This is a genomic window from Mesonia oceanica (genome assembly GCF_902499555.1).
Lineage (GTDB): Bacteria > Bacteroidota > Bacteroidia > Flavobacteriales > Flavobacteriaceae > Mesonia > Mesonia oceanica.
The window spans coordinates 337,695-359,523 of record NZ_CABVMM010000002.1; the positions used below are offsets into that span (position 1 = coordinate 337,695).

18 protein-coding genes are annotated in these 21,829 nt (G+C 34.8%); 6 read left to right on the forward strand and 12 right to left on the reverse strand.

The window, feature by feature from the left end; all coding sequences use genetic code 11:
- Positions 1 to 25 precede the first annotated feature (25 nt).
- Both FVB9532_RS03480 and bshA read left to right on the forward strand, forming a co-directional pair.
- Positions 26 to 2,944 (forward strand): serine hydrolase domain-containing protein, encoded by a 2,919-nt coding sequence (locus tag FVB9532_RS03480; protein ID WP_150543813.1) that lies wholly within the window; start codon positions 26 to 28, stop codon positions 2,942 to 2,944.
- Between the two features lie 108 nt (positions 2,945 to 3,052).
- Complete coding sequence (bshA, locus tag FVB9532_RS03485; protein ID WP_150543814.1) at positions 3,053 to 4,183, forward strand: N-acetyl-alpha-D-glucosaminyl L-malate synthase BshA; 1,131 nt, start codon at positions 3,053 to 3,055, stop codon at positions 4,181 to 4,183.
- Positions 4,184 to 4,304: 121 nt separating this feature from the next.
- Here bshA and FVB9532_RS03490 read toward each other — a convergent pair whose 3' ends face one another.
- Positions 4,305 to 4,805 carry a hypothetical protein gene (locus FVB9532_RS03490; RefSeq protein ID WP_150543815.1) on the reverse strand — a complete coding sequence of 167 codons (501 nt, stop codon included), beginning with the start codon at positions 4,803 to 4,805 and terminating at the stop codon, positions 4,305 to 4,307.
- 153 nt (positions 4,806 to 4,958) lie between these two features.
- Between FVB9532_RS03490 and FVB9532_RS03495 the strand changes: the two genes are divergently transcribed.
- Positions 4,959 to 7,877, forward strand: a complete 2,919-nt coding sequence (locus FVB9532_RS03495; protein WP_150543816.1) for an FAD-binding and (Fe-S)-binding domain-containing protein — start codon at positions 4,959 to 4,961, stop codon at positions 7,875 to 7,877.
- An 11-nt stretch (positions 7,878 to 7,888) separates the two neighbouring features.
- Here FVB9532_RS03495 and FVB9532_RS03500 read toward each other — a convergent pair whose 3' ends face one another.
- Together FVB9532_RS03500 and FVB9532_RS03505 are read right to left on the reverse strand one after the other, a co-directional pair.
- Positions 7,889 to 8,719, reverse strand: coding sequence for a hypothetical protein (locus tag FVB9532_RS03500; protein WP_150543817.1), 831 nt, complete (start codon positions 8,717 to 8,719; stop codon positions 7,889 to 7,891).
- A 37-nt stretch (positions 8,720 to 8,756) separates the two neighbouring features.
- A complete protein-coding gene (locus tag FVB9532_RS03505) occupies positions 8,757 to 9,587 on the reverse strand; it encodes a UDP-2,3-diacylglucosamine diphosphatase (RefSeq protein ID WP_150543818.1) in 831 nt (276 codons plus the stop codon).
- Positions 9,588 to 9,769: 182 nt separating this feature from the next.
- On the opposite strand from FVB9532_RS03505, the gene aroC reads away from it, so the two are divergent.
- Positions 9,770 to 10,831: a chorismate synthase gene (aroC, locus tag FVB9532_RS03510; protein ID WP_150543819.1), complete on the forward strand. Its 1,062-nt coding sequence runs from the start codon at positions 9,770 to 9,772 to the stop codon at positions 10,829 to 10,831.
- Positions 10,832 to 10,838: 7 nt separating this feature from the next.
- Complete coding sequence (locus tag FVB9532_RS03515; protein WP_150543820.1) at positions 10,839 to 12,146, forward strand: dicarboxylate/amino acid:cation symporter; 1,308 nt, start codon at positions 10,839 to 10,841, stop codon at positions 12,144 to 12,146.
- A 72-nt stretch (positions 12,147 to 12,218) separates the two neighbouring features.
- Here the strand turns inward: FVB9532_RS03515 and FVB9532_RS03520 are convergent, their stop codons facing one another.
- A complete protein-coding gene (locus FVB9532_RS03520) occupies positions 12,219 to 12,635 on the reverse strand; it encodes a thiol-disulfide oxidoreductase DCC family protein (protein ID WP_150543821.1) in 417 nt (138 codons plus the stop codon).
- Positions 12,635 to 14,818: an endonuclease MutS2 gene (locus FVB9532_RS03525; RefSeq protein ID WP_150543822.1), complete on the reverse strand. Its 2,184-nt coding sequence runs from the start codon at positions 14,816 to 14,818 to the stop codon at positions 12,635 to 12,637. Before FVB9532_RS03525 ends, FVB9532_RS03520 begins: the two co-directional genes overlap by 1 nt.
- A 45-nt stretch (positions 14,819 to 14,863) precedes the next feature.
- Between FVB9532_RS03525 and FVB9532_RS03530 the strand changes: the two genes are divergently transcribed.
- Positions 14,864 to 15,529, forward strand: a complete 666-nt coding sequence (locus tag FVB9532_RS03530) for a uracil-DNA glycosylase (RefSeq protein ID WP_150543823.1) — start codon at positions 14,864 to 14,866, stop codon at positions 15,527 to 15,529.
- Here the strand turns inward: FVB9532_RS03530 and FVB9532_RS19410 are convergent.
- The 7 genes from FVB9532_RS19410 to FVB9532_RS03560 all read right to left on the reverse strand — a co-directional run bounded on the left by FVB9532_RS19410 (position 15,501) and on the right by FVB9532_RS03560 (position 21,826).
- A complete protein-coding gene (locus FVB9532_RS19410) occupies positions 15,501 to 15,674 on the reverse strand; it encodes a hypothetical protein (protein WP_194716475.1) in 174 nt (57 codons plus the stop codon). The two genes, FVB9532_RS03530 and FVB9532_RS19410, sit on opposite strands and share 29 nt — an antisense overlap.
- Before the next feature lie 75 nt (positions 15,675 to 15,749).
- Complete coding sequence (locus FVB9532_RS03535) at positions 15,750 to 16,601, reverse strand: substrate-binding domain-containing protein (RefSeq protein ID WP_150543824.1); 852 nt, start codon at positions 16,599 to 16,601, stop codon at positions 15,750 to 15,752.
- Positions 16,601 to 18,649 (reverse strand): polyphosphate kinase 1, encoded by a 2,049-nt coding sequence (ppk1, locus tag FVB9532_RS03540; RefSeq protein ID WP_150543825.1) that lies wholly within the window; start codon positions 18,647 to 18,649, stop codon positions 16,601 to 16,603. The genes FVB9532_RS03535 and ppk1 overlap by 1 nt, the downstream gene beginning before the upstream one ends.
- A 69-nt stretch (positions 18,650 to 18,718) precedes the next feature.
- Positions 18,719 to 19,594, reverse strand: a complete 876-nt coding sequence (locus tag FVB9532_RS03545; protein ID WP_150543826.1) for a nucleoside phosphorylase — start codon at positions 19,592 to 19,594, stop codon at positions 18,719 to 18,721.
- A gap of 2 nt (positions 19,595 to 19,596) precedes the next feature.
- The gene (locus FVB9532_RS03550; RefSeq protein ID WP_228482247.1) at positions 19,597 to 20,517 is read right to left on the reverse strand and encodes a DUF1835 domain-containing protein; all 921 of its coding nucleotides are present in this window, start codon (positions 20,515 to 20,517) and stop codon (positions 19,597 to 19,599) included.
- A 15-nt stretch (positions 20,518 to 20,532) separates the two neighbouring features.
- On the reverse strand, positions 20,533 to 20,859 hold the full coding sequence (locus FVB9532_RS03555) for a translation initiation factor (RefSeq protein WP_150543828.1): 327 nt from the start codon (positions 20,857 to 20,859) through the stop codon (positions 20,533 to 20,535).
- Positions 20,860 to 20,863: 4 nt separating this feature from the next.
- Positions 20,864 to 21,826 carry an isopenicillin N synthase family dioxygenase gene (locus FVB9532_RS03560; protein WP_150543829.1) on the reverse strand — a complete coding sequence of 321 codons (963 nt, stop codon included), beginning with the start codon at positions 21,824 to 21,826 and terminating at the stop codon, positions 20,864 to 20,866.
- Positions 21,827 to 21,829 lie beyond the last annotated feature (3 nt).

Genomic DNA, 21,829 nt, shown 5'->3' on the forward strand with positions numbered 1-21,829 from the left:
TCAAGATAAAACCTTCTAGTTATACATGAATATAAAACACTTTACTTATCTATTTTTCTTTTTTTCTTTGAGTGTACTTGCTCAGAAAAATCACCCTTTAAAAACAGAAGATTTCCGCGTTCAAAAAGCTTGGGTAGATAGTACATATAATGCCATGAACTTAGACCAAAAAATAGGTCAATTATTCATGGTCGATATTTTTTCCAGTAAAAGCAAAGCAGAAACCGATAAAATTAAAGACCTAATCAAAGAAAATTATATTGGAGGGATCATCTTTTCAAAAGGGGGACCCATGCGGCAAGCAAAACTCAATAACGAATATCAAGAACTGGCAAATGTGCCGCTTTTGATTGGGATGGATGCTGAATGGGGCTTAGCAATGCGATTGGATTCTACCTATGCTTTCCCTTGGAATATGACTTTAGGTGCTATTGAAGATAACAAACTTATCAAAAAAACAGGAGCACAAATAGCCAAACATTGTAAACGCTTAGGAGTTCATATCAATTTCGCTCCGGTGGTTGATATCAATAACAATCCGGATAATCCTATTATTGGTAATCGTTCTTTTGGCGAAAACAAAGGAAATGTAACAGAAAAAGCGGTAGCTTTTATGCAAGGAATGCAGAGTGAAGGGGTTTTATCTTCTGCAAAGCATTTTCCCGGTCATGGCGATACAGACGTAGACTCCCATAAATCATTACCCACTTTAGATTTTACCAAAAAACGCTTAGATAGTTTAGAATTATATCCCTTTAAAAGAATGATCAAAGAGGGCGTTTCCAGTATTATGATTGGTCATTTAAACGTTCCTGCATTAGAACCGAGAATTAATTTTCCTTCTTCCTTATCTAAACCTATTGTGACTGATTTGCTTCAAAAAAAATTAAATTATGAAGGTTTAGTTTTTACTGATGCTTTAAATATGCGTGGCGTAGCCGATTATGACGAACCCGGAGAGATCGATTTAGCAGCATTTTTAGCAGGAAATGATATTTTACTCATTTCAGAAAATGTACCCAAAGCAGCCGAAAAAATCAAAGAAGCTTACTTAGCCGATGTCATTTCAGAAAAACGATTGGAAAAATCGGTAAAGAAAATCCTTTCTGCAAAATATAAAGTCGGTTTAAACCACTACCAACCCGTAGATACCAATTATTTAATTGAAGACCTAAATAGTATTCATAATGATTTGTTGTATGAAGAATTAATGGAAAATGCCATTACGGTAATTAAAAACAACAAAGGCATTTTACCTATTAAAAATTTAGAAGATGAGAAAATTGCTTATGTGAATTTAGGGGAACATCTAACCGAAACCTCATTTCTTCAGCAATTAAAAAAATATACCGAAATAGATCATGTCCAAGCGGATAATTTAGGAGATTTATTAGAAAAATTAAAAGATTATGACTTGGTGATTCTGGGATACCATAAATCCAATTCATCTCCATGGGCATCGTATCACTTTTCAGAAAAAGAACTGGTTTGGCTGCACGAAATTGCCCGAACCCATCAAACCATTTTAAGTGTATTTGCAAGGCCTTATGCTATTTTAGATATAAAATCGACTACTAATATAGACGGAATTGTATTAGGTTATCAAAACAGTGAAATTGCTCAACAAAAAACCGCACAAGTGATTTTTGGAGCCATTCCGGCCAAAGGAAAATTACCGGTTAGTTTAGGACAGAATTTTCCGGTCGGCACAAAGTTTACTACACAAGAACTCCAACGTTTATCTTATGGTTTACCGGAAAGTGTAGGAATCAATTCCGCTAAATTGTATAAAATCGATTCCATTGCGCAATTAGCTGTAAAAGAAGAAATGACCCCTGGTATTCAAATGTTAGTCGCTCGAAAAGGAAAAGTTATCTATCAGAAGAACTTTGGCTATCATACCTATGAAAATGAATTACCAGTAACCGATACTACGATTTACGACTTGGCTTCCCTCACCAAAATTATGGCTACTTTGCCTTTGGTGATGGAGTTGGAAGAGCAAGGTAAAATTAGTTTAGATACCAAGTTGAAACAATTAATTCCTCTAGCTCAAGATTCCAATAAAGCTGATATTACACTCAAAGAAATGCTGAGCCATTATGCCAGGTTACAAGCTTGGATTCCTTTCTATACTGCTACACTTTCAAAAGACGGAACTCACGCATCACCTAAGTATTTTCGTTCAGAAAAAACCGATATCTTCAATGTTCCGGTAAGTGAAAAGTTCTATATGCGAAAAGATATTCAAGATTCTATGTATCAAAAAATCATTGATAGCGATCTTTTAACAAGAAAGGAATATAAATATAGTGATTTGCCTTATTACTTATTAAAGAAATCCTTAGAGCATTATTATGCCGCTTCACTCCATACCTTAACGCAAAATCACCTGTATGAGTCCTTGGGAGCTAATTATATGGGATATTTGCCTTTAAGAAAATTCAATATTAACGAAATTGCTCCTTCAGAAGTTGATGATTACTGGCGTTTTAATACCATTCAAGGAACCGTGCACGATCAAGGTGCTGCAATGTTCGGTGGAATAGGAGGTCATGCTGGTATTTTTAGTAATGCCAATGATGTGGCTAAAATGATGCAAATGTATTTAAACAAGGGGAGTTACGGTGGCATTCAATATTTTAAACCGGAAACTATCGATAAATTCAATACGTGTTACTACTGTGAGGATAAAGTAAGAAGGGGTGTTGGCTTTGATAAACCTCAGTTAGAAAAAGTAGGGCCCACCTGTGGTTGTGTTTCTATGACAAGTTTTGGGCATAGTGGTTTTACGGGAACTTTCGCTTGGGCAGATCCGGAAGAAGAAATTGTCTATATTTTTCTATCCAATAGAACTTTCCCATTTGCCTCTAATAGAAAGTTGATTTCTCATGACATCAGGACCAAGATTCAAAAGCTTATCTATGAATCTATTATGTACTAAATCCTCATCTTATTTTAATTTTAAACGTTTTTCAAGTGATAAAGCCGTAATTTTGAAAATAGACTTACGACTGAACTGAATAGTTTACAGCGTTTAAATTTATAAAGAATGAAAATAGGGATTGTATGTTATCCTACCTTTGGCGGAAGTGGAGTAGTAGCTACCGAGTTAGGCATGGCACTTTCAAAAAGGGGACACGAAATACATTTTATCACTTACAAGCAACCGGTGCGATTAGAGCAGCTTTCTTCTAATATTTACTACCACGAAGTGAATGTTCCTGAATATCCTTTATTTCATTACCAACCATATGAACTAGCGCTTTCCAGTAAGTTGGTAGATACCATTAAAATGCACAAAATTGATTTATTGCACGTGCATTATGCCATTCCGCATGCATATGCAGGTTATATGGCCAAAAAAATGTTACGGGAAGAAGGCATTCAAATCCCGATGGTTACTACGTTGCACGGTACCGATATTACTTTAGTAGGCAATCACCCGTTTTATAAACCCGCAGTAACCTTCAGTATTAATAAAAGTGATGTTGTCACTTCGGTTTCACAAAGCTTGAAAGATGATACCTTAAAATTTTTTGAAATAAAAAAAGATATTCAGGTAATTCCTAATTTTATTGATATTTCAAAAAAGGATAATCCATTTACCGAATGTCAACGAGGCTTAATGGCAGATGATGATGAAAAAATTGTTACACACATTAGTAACTTTAGAAAAGTAAAACGCATTGATGATGTCGTAAAAATCTTCTACAATATTCAAAAAGAAATCAAGGCAAAACTTATCATGGTAGGAGAAGGACCAGAAGTTTCTTCTGCTAAAGATTTAGTGAATGAATTGGGCATATCGAAACATGTGATGTTTTTGGGAGAAAGCAATGAAATTAATAAAATACTTTGTTTTTCAGATTTATTCCTATTGCCTTCCGAAAGTGAGAGTTTTGGTTTGGCTGCTTTAGAAGCAATGATTAATGGAGTTCCAGTGATTTCATCCAATACCGGTGGTTTACCGGAAGTTAATAAGCACGGTTATTCCGGATATTTGAGCGATGTTGGCGATGTAGAAGAAATGGCTAAAAATGGACTTTCCATTTTAAAAGATGAAAAAAACTTAAAAATCTTTAAAGAGAATGCTAAAAAGATGGCTACAAAGTTTGATATTCATGCCATTGTTCCACTTTACGAAGAAGTTTACGAAAAGGCCTTGGAACCGGTTAAATAGCTTTTTAGTTATGTGAAGATGATTTAAGTTTAAGGTAGAGCACTCAATACTTTCAAAAAAGAACATAAAAAAATCCCGACTAAATTTACTAGTCGGGATTTTAGTTTATGATAAAATGAATTTAGAATTGATACCTCACCCCAATCGCAAAATCAGGCACAAAATCATCAATTACTTCATAATCAGAAAAACCAATTTCCGGTCTTAAATCGGCAAATACTTGTAATGGGATATCAAAACTGTATTCAATACCAATATTTCCGGCAGCATATAAAAAAGCTCCGTCATCGTGATCGTGATGATCCGGATAATGATGGTTGTCATCAACCACTCCTAAACCACCACCGGCACCCACATACCAGTTAAAACCACCTTCAATATTCCAAACCCATTGGTACAAAGCAGTTGCTTTTACTAAATCAAAATGAGAATCATTACGCCAACCTAAATCGAATTCTAAACGATTATTATCGGCTCCCACTTTTCTTTGGTAAGAAACTTCTGCACCAACTCCATTAGCTCCCCCTAAACGAAGACCTAATGCATTGTTTGCTATTTCTTGTGCTTGGATGGTAAAAAACGTTCCTATTATAAAAATAGAAGTAAAAAATAATTTTTTCATAATTTGCTTTTTTTATTTCTAGAACAAATATATTTCTTTCGTACCTCCCTAAAACAGTGGCTTCGCCAAATATTTGTTAATCTTACTTAACAAAAGTTAAATCCATAATTCAGTACAATATTTCCTAAAGTTGTACCTTAGTAAAAAATTCTTTTGAAAGAGAAACTTCTACATTTATCCCAACAGCTTCAAGGTGAATTTTATGCTAACCAATTAGTCAAATCACTTTACGCTACAGACGCTTCTGTTTATCGTGAACTCCCTTTAGCCGTAGCTTTACCTAAAACAGTAAAAGACATTCAATTGCTTATTCAGTTTTGTGTAGAAAACAACACCAGCCTCATTCCAAGAGCTGCGGGAACTTCTTTGGCAGGACAATGTGTAGGTGATGGAATTGTGGTCGATATTTCAAAATACTTTACAAAAATCATTCAACTGAAGGAAGAGGAAAAAACAGTAAGGCTCCAACCGGGCGTGATTCGAGACGATTTGAATCGCTATTTAAAACCCTATAATTTATTTTTTGGTCCCAATACCTCTACTTCTAACCGATGTATGATAGGTGGAATGACAGGAAATAATTCCAGTGGGACTACTTCTATAAAATACGGAGTTACCCGCGATAAAATTCTTGAAATGAAATGCCTCCTATCTGATGGGAGCGAAGCTACTTTTAAAGCTTTAACCGCAGAAGAATTTCAACAAAAGTGTCGGCTTTCTACCTTAGAAGGAAAAATTTACCGTGAACTTTATGAATTATTGAAGCCCAAAGAAATTCAAGAAGAAATACATCAGAAGTTCCCAAAAGGGGATATTCATAGGCGAAATACCGGATATGCCATCGATGAAATCATTACTACTGAAATCTTTTCAGAAAACACCCAAAAATTAAATATCTGTAAACTTCTTGCCGGAAGTGAAGGCACATTAGCTTTTACAACAGAACTTACCCTACAATTAGACGATTTACCTCCAAAATACTCTGCTCTAATAGCAGCGCATTTCCATAGTATTGAAGATTGCTTAGCGGCCGTTGCTCCGGTGATGAAACATTCGCTATTCACATGCGAGATGATGGATAAAACCATTTTAGATTGCACAAAAAGCAATTTAAAATATAAAGAAAATCGCTTTTTTATTGAAAAAGATCCACAAGCGATTTTAATGTTGGAAGTCCGTGACCATCACGAGAAGGATTTAGAAATTCAATTAAATTCACTTCTAGACGAACTGACAGAACATACGAATAGTTACGCACAGCCCATTTTAAAAGGAGAGCATATAGAAATGGCCATAGAACTTCGCAAAGCAGGACTCGGTTTGCTAGGGAATATGGATGGGGATGAAAAAGCAGTGGCTTGTATTGAAGATACGGCAGTGAGCATTCCTAATTTGGCAAATTACATTAATGAGTTCACCGCAATTATGAAAAGTTATGGTCAGCGAGCCGTGTATTACGCCCATGCTGGAGCGGGAGAATTACATTTACGTCCCATTCTTAATTTAAAAGTGGGCAAGGACGTAAAACTTTTTAAGCAAATTACGCACGATGTAGCACGATTGGTTAAAAAATATAAAGGTTCCTTAAGTGGAGAACATGGGGATGGACGATTGCGTGCCGAATTTATTCAGGAAATGGTGGGAGAGAAGAACTATCAGCTTTTTATTCAAGTGAAGAAACTCTTTGATCCGCAGGAAATTTTTAATCCCGGAAAGATTGTTTTTGCCGCCCCCATGGAAACTTCCTTACGTTATGTTCCCGACCGAAAAGAACCGGAAATTAAAACTATTCAAGACTTTTCTGACACCAACGGAATCTTAAGGGCTATTGAAAAATGTAATGGAACGGGGGATTGTCGAAAAAGTATCGAAGCAGGCGGAACCATGTGTCCAAGTTACCGTGCGACCAAAAATGAAAAAGATACCACTCGTGGTCGTGCCAATGTATTGCGCGAATTTTTAACGCAAAGTGAAAAGCCGAATCAATTTAATCACGAAGAAATAAAAGAAGTACTTGATTTGTGTTTAAGCTGTAAAGGCTGTAAAAGCGAATGTCCATCTAATGTAGATATGGCATCGTATAAAGCGGAGTTTTTATACCAATACCAAAAAGAAAATGGATTCAGTTTTAGAAATAAACTCTTTGCCCATAACAATAAAGCCAATCAATTAGGAGCAAAATTTTCAGGAATCACGAATACCTTGTTTGCTAATTCTATTTCCAGTGGACTCCTCAAAAAAATGATGGGTGTTGCCCCACAACGTTCCTTACCTAAAGTGTCCAAAAAGAGTTTACGAGAACTAATCACTTCTGGAGAACTTAGTGTACGACCAAATAAAAAAACAGGAAGTGTTTATCTATTTATTGATGAATTCACCAACTTATTAGATACCACCATTGGTATTGATACCATTGAATTACTAGTAGGTTTGGGCTACGAAGTAAAAAGTATTGACCATGAGGAAAGTGGAAGAAGCTATATTTCTAAAGGTTTTTTAGAGGAAGCAAAAGTCTTAGCCAATAAAAACATTCAAGTGTTTAAAGACTTGATTTCAGAAGAGATTCCGTTAATAGGTATTGAACCTTCGGCTATTTTATCATTTCGTGATGAATACCTACGCTTAGCAGAGAATAGGCAAGAAGCTTCCTCTTTAGCTAAGAACGTGTTTTTAATAGAAGAATTTCTTTCTGCAGAAATCAAAAAAGGAACTATTTCTTCAACACAATTCAGTAAAGAAAAGAAAACAATTAAAATTCATGGCCATTGTCATCAAAAAGCCATGTCGAATGTAAAGCATACGTTTGATTTACTAAATTTACCGGAGAACTTTGAAGTGACGATTATTCCGTCAGGTTGTTGTGGAATGGCCGGTAGTTTCGGTTACGAGAAAGAGCATTACGAAATTAGTATGCAAATTGGAGAACAAACGCTCTTTCCGGCAATTAGAAAAGCCAATCCCGAAACTATCATTGTGGCGAATGGTACTAGTTGCCGACATCAAATTAAAGATGGAACACAAAAAAATGCCCACCATCCGGTGAGCATTTTAAATAAATTTTTATTGAAGTAGTAGTTTAACTACTATTCAGCAACTATATATGTTTCAATTTCTTGAGTTTCTTCCATACTAAAATCAGGAATAGAAGGAATATTAGGGAAATTTAATTCTTCAAAATCATAATTAATAGAAGTCTCACTCTTAATTAATCCTACATTATCCGCATAATAATTAGTCATTTGGATGGCGTCTTGACTTTGTAAAATAGGAATTTGAAATCCTGAAAGAGAAACGCTTATTTCTAAATTAACAATAATACCTGCCGATAAAACATCTTGAAACTCTTCTTCATTCACTGTATAAGAATTTAAAAATTCATTTTGAACTGTACGAAGATTATATTCAATAGTAAAGGGAACCGTTCCTACTTGAGGTAAATTTACATTTCGAGTAATCACATCATTAATCTGGGTAAGGTTTTCTCCCGAGTTTGCTTCAGCATCAAAAACGATGATGTTATTTAATGGAATACTTAAATTATCTAAATCAAGGCCAAAACCAGATAGATCTACACTAAGCTCTCCATTGTAAATTAATTGATTATCTGCCATAATTAAACTGCCAGCAGTTAAAATTCCGGTAAAAAAACCTTTTTCATTAATAGAAGCGTCAGATTCTAACTTATAATAAGTAACCCCTTGTTCTTCAGAAGTAGATTCCACCGTAAGGGTTTCTTGAGAATTGGTAGAAGCTCCATCTTGATAAGTGGTTTCATTATTATAGGTCCAACTGTTCCCTACAGTTAACGGGAAGTGGTTAGAAATAGTTTCCTCAGCGTCATTGTTATCATCATCAGAACAACTTATAATGGCAAAACTTACTAAAAAGTAAAATAGATACTTAGGTAATTTCATATTATTTTGATTTTACCACAAATATACTATTTAATATTTATTGTTTAGAGGTAATTGTTATAGCAGCAACTAGATTTTGAATTTCACTCAAATCTTCTTCTGTAGAGACCACTTCTTTTTCATAATTTTCTTTTTGAAAATGTTCAAGGTTCCATTTTCCCTTATGATACTCCAAAGAAGTCAAATTTTCAACCCAATCACCGGAATTTAAATAAAGACAAGTACCAAATTTATTCACTTTCCTTACGATTTGTGGCTGATGAATGTGTCCACAGATTACATATTTGTAGTTATTTTCGATAGCCAAATCAGAAGCTACTTTTTCAAAATCTTGAATATGTTTAATTGCCTTTTTTACGCTATTTTTAATTTTTTTGGAAAGTGAGAATTTTTCACGTTTCATTTTAATCAAGCACCAATTAACAAATCGGTTAATTAAAATAAGAATATCATAACCCCAACCACCTAATTTGGCTAACCATTTTGCATTTTGGATAGAAGCATCAAAGACATCGCCATGAAAAAACCAAGCTTTTTTTCCATCTAACTCTAAAACCAATTTATCTAACACAGAAATCTTACCCATTTTTACATCGGTAAATTTTCGAAGCAAATCGTCATGATTTCCGGTAATATAGAATACCTCTGTACCTTTAGCAGAAAGGTCGATAACCTTTTTAATGACTTCTAAATGTGATTTAGGGAAGTAACTCTTTCTAAACTGCCAAATATCAACAATATCACCGTTTAAGATAAGTTTTTTGGGCTTAATGCTATCCAAATAAAGAAGCAGTTCTTTTGCATGGCAACCAAAAGTTCCCAAATGCACATCTGAAATTACAACCAAATCAACTTTTCTCTTTTTCACTCCTAGCAACTTTTCTTATGAACAAAGGAATAAAAATAAAACGTTAAGTATATTAATTACAGTTTAAGCTATGTTGAATTAATCGTTATACTTGTAATGGATAAATATGTATTTATCAAGAGAATGTTATGTAGATTTTTAATTATTTATTGAAAAAAATTACATTTGTTGAAAATCAAGTTATGGCAGGAAATTCCTTCGGAACAATTTTTAAGTTAACCACCTTTGGTGAATCTCACGGAAAAGCTATTGGAGGAATTATTGATGGTTGTCCCTCTGGTGTTGAAATTGATTTAGAAGCTATTCAAAATGAGTTGAATAGGCGCAAACCAGGACAGTCAAAAATTGTAACCCAACGGAAAGAACCCGATACCGTTCAGTTTTTATCGGGGATTTTTGATGGAAGCACCACCGGAACTTCCATTGGCTTTATCATTGAAAACACCAACCAAAAATCTAAAGATTACGGTCATATTAAAGATGTGTACCGACCAAGCCATGCCGATTACACTTATGACCAAAAATATGGAAACCGGGATTATCGTGGTGGAGGAAGAAGTTCTGCACGAGAAACAGCTTGCCGAGTGGTTGCCGGAGCCGTAGCCAAACAATTCCTGAAAACTGTTCAATTTCAAGCTTATGTTTCTTCTGTAGGAAAAATTCAACTACAAGAAAGTGATAGCATTGATTTTAATGAAATTGAAAAAAATCCTGTACGTTGCGCTAATGCTGAAAAAGCATTAGAAATGGAAAACTATATCAAGCAAATACGCAAAGAAGGCGATACCGTTGGTGGCGTGGTTTCTTGTGTGATAAAAAATGTTCCCATTGGATTGGGAGAACCGGTTTTTGATAAACTTCATGCCCAATTAGGCAAAGCTATGCTATCTATAAACGCGGTAAAAGGTTTTGAATATGGAAGCGGCTTTGAAGGCTCCAAAATGAAGGGAAGCGAACATAACGATCTTTTTAATAATGATGGTTCTACCACTTCTAATAACAGTGGTGGTGTACAAGGTGGAATCTCAAACGGAATGGATATTTACTTTAAAGTAGCTTTTAAACCGGTCGCTACTTTAATGCAAAAACAGGAAACCATTACTAACAAAGGCGAAAAAGTAGAAATGGAAGGAAAAGGTCGTCACGATCCCTGTGTAGTTCCCAGAGCAGTACCCATTGTAGAAGCCATGGCAGCCTTGGTGATTGCAGATTTTATATTGTTAAACCGTACCATAAAAGCATAAACTTTAGATGAAGAAACTCGCATTACACTGGCAAATATTATTAGGAATGGCATTAGGGGTGATTTTTGCCCTTTTGATGACCAATTTTACTTGGGGAGCAGATTTTATTGAAGATTGGATCAAACCTTTTGGAACCATCTTTATCAATTCTTTAAAATTAATTGCGGTACCCTTAATATTAGCTTCGTTAATCAAAGGAGTTTCAGATTTAAAGGATATTTCCCAACTCTCAAAAATGGGATTTAGAACCATTGGCATTTATATTATCACCACCATTATTGCAGTTTCTATTGGCTTATTGATGGTAAATTTAGTAAAACCCGGAAGTACCATTACCGAAGAAACCCGAACTGAATTGGTAGAAAGCTACGGAGGTGATGCCGATCTTACCAGACAAAATGCCGAGAAGCAAAAAGAAGCCGGACCTCTACAAGCTTTAGTAGATATTGTACCAAGCAATATTGTTGGTGCTGCGGGAAGTAATGCCAATATGTTACAGGTGATTTTCTTTGCCATTTTCTTCGGGATTGGATTGATTTTGATTCCTGAAAAACAATCTGAACCCGTAAAAAAATTCTTTGACGGTTTTAATGAAGTCATCCTGAAAATGATTGATATTATTATGCTAACTGCTCCGTTTGGTGTTTTTGCGCTATTAGCAGCCTTAGTCGTAGAAGCTCCAAGTGCCGATTTATTTATAGCACTGGGAATGTATGCTTTATGCGTGATAGGTGGATTATTATTGATGATTGTGATTTATACCCTATTGGTTTGGGTATTCACTAAAAAGACACCGTCCTTTTTTATTAACGGAATTTCTCCTGCCCAACTTTTAGCATTCTCCACCAGTTCGAGTGCAGCGACACTTCCCGTCACTATGGAAAGGGTAGAGGAGCATTTGGGCGTAGGTAAAGAGGTTTCAAGTTTTGTATTGCCGATTGGGGCAACGATAAATATGGACGGCACAAGTCTTTATCAAGCGGTTGCAGCAGTATTCATTGCGCAAGCTTTTGGAATGGATTTATCGTTTTCTGTTCAATTAGGAATTATTGCAACCGCCACTTTAGCTTCTATTGGCTCAGCAGCAGTTCCTGGGGCTGGAATGGTAATGTTGGTAATTGTGTTGGCACAAGCCGGAATTCCTGAAGCAGGATTAGCATTAATTTTTGCTATCGACCGACCTTTAGATATGTGTAGAACAACAGTTAATGTAACCGGTGATGCTTCTGTATCTATGTTGATAGCAAAATCTGTAGGGAAACTTCGGGATAAACCACTTGTAAAAAACTGGGACGATAATTATAAGAAGAAGTAATGTAACAAATTAAAAGATAAGGAGGATGCGATGCTGAAACAAGTTCAGCATCACTTCAATTTAAATCACAAACTACTCCAAAAACTTATTTTTCAATTCAGGGGTAGGGATGCGACAATTATCTTTTTTGCCAAACCATTTATACCGGTTTTTAGCGATAAAATCGTAAACCAAGTTTCTAAAACTTTCCGGTAAAAACAAAAAATTGCTTAATAATCGGTAACCACCAGAAAGATGCTTGGCAATTTGTAAAGCTGCAGTAGATTTGATGTAATAGGCATTTCCCGGATCGATTAAAATAATGGAATCGATTTTAGAAGTATCGATACCTCGTTCTAACGTAAGTTGCTGCCCTAGTTGACTTTGCAAGGAAGCATAACGAAATACATCATTTTTATCGTGGTCTATAATAATATTCACGGCATTATTGCAAAGGTTACAAACGCCATCAAACAAGATGATTTTTTTATTTTCAGGAAGTTCTGTCATTATTTTTTGGCGCGTTGTACCAATTCTAATTTACTTAAATCGGCTTCGGTGGTAAACATTCCATAGTTAATAATAGCTTTTCCTTTTTCAATTTTATCTATCGTTCCAACAGAACGGCTATCTTCCAAACGTACACGATCATTTACTTTAAAAGAAACTACTTTCTTTGCTTCTGCCTTTTTTTCTTCTTCTACCAGTTTCTCTTTTTCTTCTTTCTTCTTTTGTCGGATAACTTCAATTTTCTTTTCAGCCTCCTTTTTTATTTTTTGCTCTTGTTTTTTCTTGACTTCTTGTTTCTTTTTTGATTCTTTTTTACGTTTAGAATTTTCAATAGCTACCATTTTTAAAAATTCTCCAATCAGTTCTTTTTTATTGTTATTATTGAAGAAAGTTAAACTAATATCCTCTAATTTTTGTCCTAAATGTATAAGCCGTTGATTGCTATCATACAGTTCTTGAAAACCTTCCAATTTCTTCTGTACGCGGGTGTTGATTTCATCTAAACGTTCTTTTTCTTCCGAAGCTTGAATTTCTTTCTTTTTTAAATTAGATGTGGTTTTAGCCAATTTAGAACGTTCTTGTTGAAGTTTGGCAATACTTTTATCAAATCTGATTTTTCCACGCTCTACTTTCTTTTTAGACCGGTTAATCAAACTATAAGGGATTCCGTTTTTCTGAGCTACCTCAAAAGTAAAAGAACTTCCGGCTTCCCCTAAATGTAACTTATACAAAGGTTCTAAGGTTCTAGAATCAAATAACATATTCGCGTTAGAAATAGCTTCCGTTTCTTGTGCCATTTTCTTCAGGTTGGCGTAATGGGTGGTAATGATTCCGTAGCTGTTTTTTTCGTAGAATACTTCTAAAAAGGTTTCTGCTAAAGCACCACCTAATTCCGGGTCACTTCCGGTACCAAATTCATCAATTAAAAAGAGGGTTTTATCATCGCACTTCCGAAGAAAATAATTCATATTTTTCAATCGGTAGGAATACGTGCTTAAATGATTTTCAATACTTTGATTATCTCCGATATCCGTAAGTACTTTATTAAAAAAACACATCCGGCTAAATTCGTGCACGGGAATTAGCATTCCGCTTTGAAGCATTACTTGTAAAAGCCCTACCGTTTTTAGAGTAATACTTTTTCCTCCCGCATTAGGTCCGGAAATTACAATAATTCTATTATCAGGAAGTAACTCTATGTCTTGCGGAAAAGTTTTCTCTCTGTTTCTTTTATTATTCAAATAAAGAAGTGGGTGATAAGCTTCTTTTAAATAAATCTCACGCTCTTTTGTGATTTTAGGGAGAATCGCACCTAATTCTTCAGCATATTTGGTTTTGGCAGCTATCACGTCTATTTCACTCAACAAATCTTGATATTGAATAAGCAATTCACGAGAAGGCCGTATAAACTCTGTAAGTTCTTTTAAAATACGCTTAACTTCTTCTTTTTCTTCATACTGAAGGTTATTGAGTTCACGAGCAAATTGTAAAGTAGCTTCCGGTTGAATATAAACGATACTCCCGGTTTTTGAACTTCCTAAAATAGAACCTTTCACCTTTCGGCGATGCATAGCGGTCACAGCCAATACGCGAATATTATCAACAACAGTTTCTTTAATTTCATCTAAATAACCGGCACTTTTGTAAGCAGAAAGTGCACTTACAAAACTTGAATTAATTTGTGATTGTACACTGTTAATCGATCTTCTGATGTTTTGAAGTAGAGGAGAGGCTTCATCTTTAATTTCACCAAAACGGTTAATTACTTGATCTATTTTCTCGATGAGATGTTTAGTAAATTTAACTTCATCGGTAGTTTTATGCAGATTAGGATAAATTTCTTGGTACTTCCTAAAATGAATAATAAGATTGTTTACGGTTTGTGATATGGTGGCTATTTTACGAATACCACTCACTTCTAAGATGCTCTCTTCGATATTTAGAAATTTAATTTCTTTATCGATGGTCTCAAAACCATGATTGGGAATTCTGGTTTCTTGTAATGCCGAAGATTTATATTCATTAGTCTGATGGAGTGAAAACAAAGTTTCTCCATAAGTGGTAAGCGGAACTATTTGTAAAGCTTTTTCTTTTCCTTTATCGGTAATGCAAAGTTCACTAACTTGTTGGCAAACGGAAGGAAATTCTAAATCTTTAAGGGTCTTTTCTGTTATTTTTATCATAGCAATTTTCTACATTCGTAGCAGCGCAAATTTAAATAATATTTTATGAAGGTAAACATAGATGAAAGCTGGAAAAGTGAATTAAAAGAAGAATTTGAAAAACCTTATTTTGTTCAATTGACAGAATTTGTTAAAAATGAATACCAATCGCATCGATGTTACCCTAAAGGGAAAGCTATTTTTGCTGCTTTTGACTATTGTAAATTTGATGATTTAAAAGTGGTAATTATCGGTCAAGATCCTTATCACGGGGTAGATCAAGCCAACGGATTGTGTTTTTCTGTAAAAGATCATATAGCGATGCCTCCATCATTAATCAACATTTTTAAGGAAATTGAACAGGATTTAACTAAACCTTTTCCTAAAACAGGAAATTTAGAGCGTTGGGCCAAACAAGGCGTTTTACTGTTAAATGCTACCTTAACGGTTAGAGCGCATCAAGCCGGAAGCCATCAAGGCAAAGGTTGGGAACAATTTACGGATCAAGTAATTTCAACCATATCAGCAAAAAAAGAAAATGTAGTCTTTTTATTATGGGGAGGTTTCGCCAAGAAGAAAGCTCAATTAATAGATAAAAACAAACATCACATCCTTACCTCCGGACATCCTTCACCATTAAGCGCAAATAGAGGGTATTGGTTTGGGAATAAGCATTTTAGTAAAACCAATGCATTTTTAAAATCTAAGCATCTTGAACCTGTGGAATGGTAGAGGTATTTGTTTTTCTAACTTCTTGCTCATAATTTGCCTTTTTAGCTTTTGATGTACCGGTTTCTTCAACTTTATTTCTACTGAAAATAAATATGAAAATATTAAGTATAAGTAAAGCTCCTAAGATGATAAAAAAAGTTAGCATACCTCGGTTTTAGATTGGTTTCTACAAAATAGATACAATGATAACGCAAAGGTTGCGTAAAAAATTTAGATTTCATTAAGATTTTACAATGAAATCTTTAAAATCAAGTTTTTTATTAATTAAGTTTAAGTTAAATAATTGATTTTGAGTTTCCTTTATGGTTTCTTCTTTTATTTGATTTTGTGACCATTCTGTTTTTTCAAGCCAAAGTGCTACATCTTTTTCTTTCTGTTGGTACTTTTTAGCTAAAATTTCAGTTAGTTGATGGGTATCTTTGAAGTTTTCTGTTACCGAATTTAAGGTAGAAAGTATTTTTTTAACTTCGTTTTTATTTGATTTATAAAAACTATCGGTTGCTGCAATAACAAAACACGGCCACGGACTGGGACAATCCCCAACTCTTCTAAACGTACCATTATCTACTAAAGGTTTAGTGGTAAAATGTTCCCACATAAAATATTGAGCATCATCATCAGGTAATGCTTTTACCGCTCCCGATAAATCATTTACCACTTCAAAATCCAGTTCTTGCGTGTTCCAACCTTGATTTTTAGCATTGATATAAGCAAGTAAATGAGAACCAGAACCGTAACGGCTTATGGCTGCTTTGGTATTTTCTAAATCTGAAATGCTTTTATAGGAAGAATTTGCAGCCACATGAATCCCCCAAATTAGCGGACTTGCAATATAATTTTGTAGAATTTTAAAATCGCTCCCCTCAATAATCTCCTTCACAATGCCTTCTGTAAGCATTAAAGCGATATCTATGTCGTTATTTTTTAAAGCTTGGGATAGTTCGCCTGTTCCGCCATAAAAATCTATCCATTCTACTTCTAGTCCTTCTTTTTCAAAAAGTTTTTCTTCAATTGCAATATGCCAGGGGTAATTGAAATGTTCAGGTACGCCACCAACTTTAATCTTCTTCATTAAGAATGTTTTTTCTTTAAGTAATTGTATATTTCATATTGAGAACGAATAGGATGTGCAGGATCGTGTGCTACGTATTCATTCTTCTGCGTATAGTCTTGGACTCTTGCTTTTACGTTATCGTCTAATTGAATTTGTAAAATTTCTTTTAATTCTTGCTTAATATCTTCATCAAAAATAGGTGCCAGAACTTCGATACGACGGTTTAAATTACGGTTCATCCAATCGGCACTTCCCATAAATATGCGTTCTTCCCCGCCATTATGGAAAATATAAATTCTTCCGTGTTCTAAAAATCTATCTAAGATACTGGTAATGTAGATATTTTCGCTTAAGCCTTTAACTCCCGCAATTAAAGAGGTGAAACCACGTACTAAAAGTCGAATTTTAACTCCGCTCTTATTGGCACGATATAACAAATCTATCATTTCTTCATCCTCAAGACTATTCATTTTTGCGGTAATCTTGGCTTCCCTTCCGGCTTGAGCCTCGTCGATTTCTTTTAAAATCATTTGGGTGAATTCTCTGCGTGTTTCAAAAGGGGAGACCAATAGGTTTTTGGCCCTAGGGATGATTAATTCACCTTCTAAAACCTTAAAAACCCGATCTAATTCTTTGGTGATTTTTTTATGGGCAGTAAATAAAGCGTGATCGCAATAAATTTTACTGGTTTCAGCATTAAAATTTCCAGTACCTACGTAAGCGTATTTTATACTTTCTCCATTTTCAATCCTATCGATTAAAAATATTTTGGAGTGGACTTTTATTTTAGGATAGCTATAAATAACATTCGCTCCTTTTTCTTCAAATTTTCGTCCCCAAGTAATATTGTTTTCTTCGTCAAATCGAGCTTTAGCTTCAATGAAAACCGTAACTTCTTTGCCTTTCTCTAAGGCTTTTAAAAGGGAGCTGGTTAAGGCAGATTCATCGGCTACACGATATAAGGAGATTTTAATAGCAACAACGTCATCATCTTCTGCAGCTTGTTCTATAAAATTTTCAACATAAGAAAAAGACATATATGGAAAATGAAGCAATTGATCTTTTTCTTTAATGATTTTGAAATAATCTTCTTCACTTTCAAAAGCTTTATGCAGAATAGGTATAAGTGCTTCGTATTGCAGTTTCGGGTTATCAGTGGGATCGGGAAAGGAGAAAAAGTCACTAAAATTATGATACTTTCCGCCCGGCATCATATCTATTTTCCCTAAGCCTAAATGTTTTCTTAGTTTTTTCTGAAGCTCTTTAGGCATTTCAGCATCGTACAGTAATCTGGTAGGTTGTCCATCGGTACGTTGCTCTAAAGATTCATAAATTTTTTCAGCGAGAACTCCATTAAATTGATCATCAATATATAATTCAGCATCCCTGGACATTTTTACCTGATAGATTCCTTCTACTTTTCGTTGGGGAAAAACTTCGTGGATTTCTGCCCGGATAATATCGTCTACAAAAGTGATGTAATGTTCTTCACCAGAATTTTTTAATTCGATAAACCTTCCTACTTGATTTACCGGTATATTCACCACTCCGGCTTCTTCTTCATTCTCAAAAGCAATAAAAAAATAGATGGTATTGTTTTCTAGAAATAACTGATTCTTCTTATCAAAATCTACTAATTGTGGTTCAAGTAAATCTTTAATTTTAGCTTGATAAATATCCTGAGCTTCAGTTAATTGATTTTTGGTAAAATCTTTATGCTGAATAAGATGAATATGGTTTTCAGCTAATTCAGGTAAAATTTCATGTTTAAAAATTTCACCAAACTCTATTTGTTGTTCTTTTACGTCTTTTATAATCTGCTTGACCTTTTTACTGGGCTTTAGAGCAAGCTTTTTACGTAAACTTTTTTTGATTTTTTTGATTTGCCGAAGTTGAGAAACCCGTACCCGATAGTATTCATCTAAGTTAGAAGAAAAAATAGCCAAAAACCTTAAGCGTTCCAATACAGGGTTGCTTTTATCTGCGGCTTCTTGTAAAACACGCTTATTAAAATTAAGCCAATCTATATCTCTATGTTGAAACCTTTTATCTGGAGTTTCTGTCATCAATAAAATTTTTCTAAAACTACAAATTACCCTGCGTAGCTATTTTTAAAGTTCTGTTAAATAAAAAACTTAGAGTGTGACTATTTTTTTTAGGGTGAATTTGATGAGTTGATCCACGATTTCTCCCGGGTTTTTACTGAATTCTCCCGTTAACCTATTGGCTAAAATCGCATTTAAAGACAAGGCTTGGTGCCCAAATAACTTAGCCATTCCATAAATACCGCTGGTTTCCATTTCTAAATTAGTCACCCGAAGATTTTTATAATTGAATTGAGTGAGCTTTTGCATAAAATTTTCATCTTGAAGCGGTGCACGTAATACCCGGCCTTGCGGAGCGTAAAAACCGACATTGGTGGCAGTAATTCCTTTAGAAATTTCTCCACTTTGGGTAAAATGATCAAGTAATTCTGCTGAGCTATTTACTACATAAGGTTTGGCCTTAAAGTCAGCTAATGCCAATTGATGTTCTACTTCTTTGGCGATTTCTAGTTCTTGAATACTTTCACTTTTATAAAAATGCAATAAGCTATCAAAACCAATTGCAGTTTGTGTAGCCACCAAGGAGTTCATAGGAATATCTTCTTGAATTGCTCCGGAGGTTCCTACTCTTATAATCTGTAATTGTTTCAAGTTCTTTTTTACTTCCCTTTTTTCTAGATCGATATTGGCCAACGCATCAAGTTCGTTAAAAACAATATCAATATTATCGGTACCGATTCCTGTGGAAATCACACTTATTCTTTTGCCTTGATAAGTTCCGGTTTGCGTGTGAAATTCCCGTTTTCTAACGTTTACTTCAATATCATCAAAATACTGAGTAACCTTTTCCACACGTTCAGGATCTCCAACGGTAATAATAAGATCGGCAAGTTGATGGGGAAGGAGGTGAAGGTGGTAAATGCTGCCATCTTCATTCAATACTAATTCAGATTCCTTAATGGGCATTTTTATAATTTTAATAAGTGATGCGACTCATGATCGTAAAGAAAGTCATATTTTCTGGCGCCACCGTAATATAAATCATCCTTTAGCTCTTGATAAAAGTTTTGTGATTTGTTGAGGGCCAACTTACCTTCTTCAGTAAGGGAATATTTTTGATTATCCAAATAAATAAATGACTTCAGGTTATCGATAATCCGAAGCATTTGTATATCTCCATAACCATAATACCCTTGGTATTCAAGCGAATACCCTAAAAGTTGATTGTGGCTGCTAATGGTATGGGAAGTGATAATTTTTAAAAGATTGGCTTCTAAAGAATTTAATCCTGATTTCACATTAGGAAAGCGTTCTATATGGGCGCGTAAACAACTGGATAGGTATTCAAAATTGGAAGTCTTTTTAATTTCCGGTTTTAAACGAAGTGGATTATTTCCGCAATATAATTTCCAAACCAATTCAGCTAATTCTAAATCGTCTTCGTTCAACAAAATTTTATGGTTAAAATGGTTGAGCAGTTCTTTATCACTTAATTGTGATAAACCCTGCAGTTTTTCTTCTCCTTTTAACCGTTTGCTGCACACCAGATAAATGGGCTTGTGGATATTTTGTTGGAATAAAAATGAAATGGCCGATATCATATTAATATGGCAAAACAAATCGAACTCAAACCAAAGAATAATCTCCTCATAATCTTTAGCTTGAGCTAATTTTTCTAATTCTGAAACAAATTTAATGTCATAATCAGAAGCAGGAATATCATAACAAGTTTCTAGAAACTCTTTTCTTTTAGCTATAAATTCTTGACTTCCTACCTCTTGAACGGTTTGTCCTTCGCAAAGCATTTCTCGCCAAATCACCACTTCACCGGGAAGGTTAAGTCGGCTCATTTTATCGGTTAGGCTATCACCGTTTGTAATATGAAGCATTTTATTTGTCATAATTTATCCGCCAACGCGTTTTACTTGAAAACCTTTATCTTGAAGCATTTCCATAATTTGAGGACGATAATCTCCTTGTATAATAATCTTTTCATTTTTGAAGCTTCCTCCAACACCTAAAGTAGTTTTAATTTCTTTGGCCAGTTTTTTAAAATCATCATCGGCACCCGTATAGCCTTCAATAATGGTAATAGGCTTTCCTTTTCGTTTTTCGTATTTACAAATTAGAGGGTCGTCCTGAAGCCAAAGATCGTCTTGTGGTTCTTCTTCCGGACTTTCTTCGGGTTCGTGATCGGGAAATAAATTTTTGAGTTGGTCTTGTAAATCCATTAGATTAGTTGTTTTCTTTAATTAATCCAATTTCCACTAAACGCTGATGTAAAAATTCTCCAGCGGTAATATCTTCGTATTGTTTAGGATGATTTTCATCGATACATTCTTCTAAACAATCTAAGCGCATATCACTTCTAGGATGCATAAAGAAAGGAATTGAATAACGAGGTTCACTCCATTGTTCTTTGGGTGGATTTACTACACGATGAATGGTAGAACGCAGTTTATTATTGGTATGGCGCTCCAACATATCGCCCACATTTATGACCAATTCATCTTCAGCCGGCTTGGCATCGATCCATTCCCCATCTTTTCTTAAAACCTGAAGTCCACCGGTAGAAGCACCCATTAACAGGGTAATTAAATTAATATCGCCATGGGCTCCGGCCCTTACTGCACCTTTGGGTTCCTCGGTAATAGGAGGGTAGTGAATAGGCCTTAAAATACTGTTGCCATTACTTGCCCAATGGTCAAAATAATGTTCTTCTAACCCAATATACAGCGCCAAAGCTCTTAACACATAAATTCCGGTTTTTTCAAGCATTCGATAAGCTTCCATTCCGGTATGGTTAAAGTCTTTTAATTCTTCAACTTTTACATTTTTAGGATATTCTTCGGTAAGTTTAGCATCTTCATCCGGTTCTTGACCAAAGTGCCAAAATTCTTTTAAATCCCCTTCCTTTTTACCTTTGGCATGTTCTTTACCAAAAGAAATATAACCTCGTTGACCACCTAGGCCTTCAATCTCATATTTTTGTTTTATTTCCACCGGTAAATCAAAAAAAGCTTTTACTTCTTTATAAAGCTCTTCTACTAAATCATCGCTTAAAAAATGATTCTTCAAGGACACAAAGCCTATCTCTTCGTAAGCTTTTCCTATTTTATCAACAAATTTTTGCTTTCGTTTAGGATCTTTAGATAAGAAGTCGGCAAGATCTACACTGGGTATATTATTAACTGACATAGT

Excerpts from the sequence above, each read along its gene's own strand:
- FVB9532_RS03530 (WP_150543823.1), top strand. The coding sequence starts at position 14,864 with ATGAAGGTAAACATAGATGAAAGCTGGAAAAGTGAATTAAAAGAAGAA.
- FVB9532_RS03515 (WP_150543820.1), top strand. The coding sequence starts at position 10,839 with ATGAAGAAACTCGCATTACACTGGCAAATATTATTAGGAATGGCATTA.
- aroC (WP_150543819.1), top strand. The coding sequence starts at position 9,770 with ATGGCAGGAAATTCCTTCGGAACAATTTTTAAGTTAACCACCTTTGGT.
- FVB9532_RS03525 (WP_150543822.1), bottom strand. The coding sequence starts at position 14,818 with ATGATAAAAATAACAGAAAAGACCCTTAAAGATTTAGAATTTCCTTCC.
- FVB9532_RS03555 (WP_150543828.1), bottom strand. The coding sequence starts at position 20,859 with ATGGATTTACAAGACCAACTCAAAAATTTATTTCCCGATCACGAACCC.
- FVB9532_RS03490 (WP_150543815.1), bottom strand. The coding sequence starts at position 4,805 with ATGAAAAAATTATTTTTTACTTCTATTTTTATAATAGGAACGTTTTTT.
- FVB9532_RS03560 (WP_150543829.1), bottom strand. The coding sequence starts at position 21,826 with ATGTCAGTTAATAATATACCCAGTGTAGATCTTGCCGACTTCTTATCT.
- ppk1 (WP_150543825.1), bottom strand. The coding sequence starts at position 18,649 with ATGACAGAAACTCCAGATAAAAGGTTTCAACATAGAGATATAGATTGG.
- FVB9532_RS19410 (WP_194716475.1), bottom strand. The coding sequence starts at position 15,674 with ATGCTAACTTTTTTTATCATCTTAGGAGCTTTACTTATACTTAATATT.
- FVB9532_RS03550 (WP_228482247.1), bottom strand. The coding sequence starts at position 20,517 with ATGCTTCATATTACAAACGGTGATAGCCTAACCGATAAAATGAGCCGA.
- FVB9532_RS03500 (WP_150543817.1), bottom strand. The coding sequence starts at position 8,719 with ATGAAATTACCTAAGTATCTATTTTACTTTTTAGTAAGTTTTGCCATT.
- bshA (WP_150543814.1), top strand. The coding sequence starts at position 3,053 with ATGAAAATAGGGATTGTATGTTATCCTACCTTTGGCGGAAGTGGAGTA.
- FVB9532_RS03535 (WP_150543824.1), bottom strand. The coding sequence starts at position 16,601 with ATGAAGAAGATTAAAGTTGGTGGCGTACCTGAACATTTCAATTACCCC.
- FVB9532_RS03520 (WP_150543821.1), bottom strand. The coding sequence starts at position 12,635 with ATGACAGAACTTCCTGAAAATAAAAAAATCATCTTGTTTGATGGCGTT.
- FVB9532_RS03480 (WP_150543813.1), top strand. The coding sequence starts at position 26 with ATGAATATAAAACACTTTACTTATCTATTTTTCTTTTTTTCTTTGAGT.
- FVB9532_RS03545 (WP_150543826.1), bottom strand. The coding sequence starts at position 19,594 with ATGCCCATTAAGGAATCTGAATTAGTATTGAATGAAGATGGCAGCATT.